The organism is Streptomyces sp. NPDC002573 (assembly GCF_042889625.1).
GTDB lineage: Bacteria > Actinomycetota > Actinomycetes > Streptomycetales > Streptomycetaceae > Streptomyces > Streptomyces gibsoniae.
In genome coordinates this window covers 1-1352 of the sequence record NZ_JBIARC010000271.1, presented here as the reverse complement: position 1 = coordinate 1352, position 1352 = coordinate 1, and the positions used below count along the sequence as shown (strand labels likewise).

The 1352-nt window shown below is 68.0% G+C and carries 1 protein-coding gene; it reads right to left on the bottom strand.

Annotation, left to right across the window (positions count from 1 at the left end; translation table 11 throughout):
• Window positions 1-38: 38 nt before the first annotated feature.
• Window positions 39-1282, bottom strand: a protein-coding gene (locus tag ACFYX0_RS47865; RefSeq protein ID WP_311701654.1) for an IS3 family transposase whose coding sequence is annotated in 2 segments (ribosomal slippage) — window positions 39-943 and window positions 943-1282 — 1245 coding nt in all. Because the reading frame shifts where the segments join, the coding sequence is not laid out codon by codon here.
• Between the last annotated feature and the right edge of the window lie 70 nt (window positions 1283-1352).

Genomic DNA, 1352 nt, shown 5'->3' with positions numbered 1-1352 from the left:
GGGGGTTCCCCCCGAGAAGTGGACACCGGTTTGTATGCTTATGCGGCAAGTGTGAGTGTAGCTGAGTGTCGGGCCTCGTAGGCGACGGGGCTGAGCTGGCCGTTCTTCTTGTGTCTGCGGCGGGTGTTGTAGCGCGTGAGCCAGCGGAACACGGACAGCCGGCAGGCGCGGGCGCCGTCCCAGCGGCGGGCGCCTTGCAGTGTTTCGCGTTTCAGGGATGCGTGGAAGCTCTCGCAGGCGGCGTTGTCCGCGCTGGTGCCGACGGCGCCCATGGACTGGGTGACGCCCAACTCCTTGCACAGGTCGGCGAATTCCTTCGACGTGTACTGGGCTCCGTGATCGCTGTGGAAGATCGCCCCGTCCAGGCTGCCGCGGGTCGCGGCGGCCATCCGCAGCGCGTCGGCGACCAGTTCGGTGCGCATGTGGTCGGCGATGGAGTAGCCGACCACCCGGCGGCTGAAGCAATCCAGCACGGTGGCGAGATAGAGGAACTCGCCGTCGCCGACGGGCAGATAGGTTATGTCGCCCATGTACTTCGCACCCGGCTCGGCGGCGGTGAAGTCCCGGCCGAACAGGTCCGGCACCACCTGGTTCGCCGGCTCGGGCACGGTGGTGCGGACTTTCTTGCGCAGGTGCACCCCGACGATGTTGAACTTGCGCATGACGCGAGCCACCTTCTTCTCGTTGATCTCCATGCCGTGCGTGTCCCGCAGCTCGGCGGTGACGCGCGGGGAGCCGTAGGTGCCGTCGGAGTCGTCGTGCACGGCCTTGATCTTCGTCGCCAGGGCCGCCTCGGTCCGCTCCCGCGCGGCGCGGGCCGCGAGGCCCGCCCGCCACTTGTAGAAGCTGGAGCGGTGCACGTCGAGCACCTGGCACAGCCGCTTGACCGGGTAGGTCTCGCAGTGGTCCTCGATGAACTGGCAGCGGCCTACCAGGTCATCTCCGAGGCGAAAAACTTCGTCGCCTTGCGCAGAATGTCCCGCTCGGTGGCGAGCGTGGCGTTCTCCTTGCGGGCGGCCTTCAGCTCGGCCTCCAGGGCCTGGATGCGGGCTGCGAGCTCCTCGCGGGTGGCCTCGACGGCCGGGGTGGTGCTGGTCACGTTCTTCCTGGTCAAGCCGGTGGTGCTGCCGCCGCGGGCGCGGTCGGCGCGGATCCAGTTCCGCAGGGTCTCCGCGTTGAGTCCCAGGTCACGCGCGGCTTGCGCGATCGTGAGATCAGCATCCGAGTGGAACAGGGCCACGGCGTCGGCCTTGAACTCGGGCGAATAGACCTTCATCACCATAATCGGTCACCCTCTCCCGACCCCCACCGGGGTCGAGGTCAGGGTGTCCACCACTCAGGGGGAGGCTCCG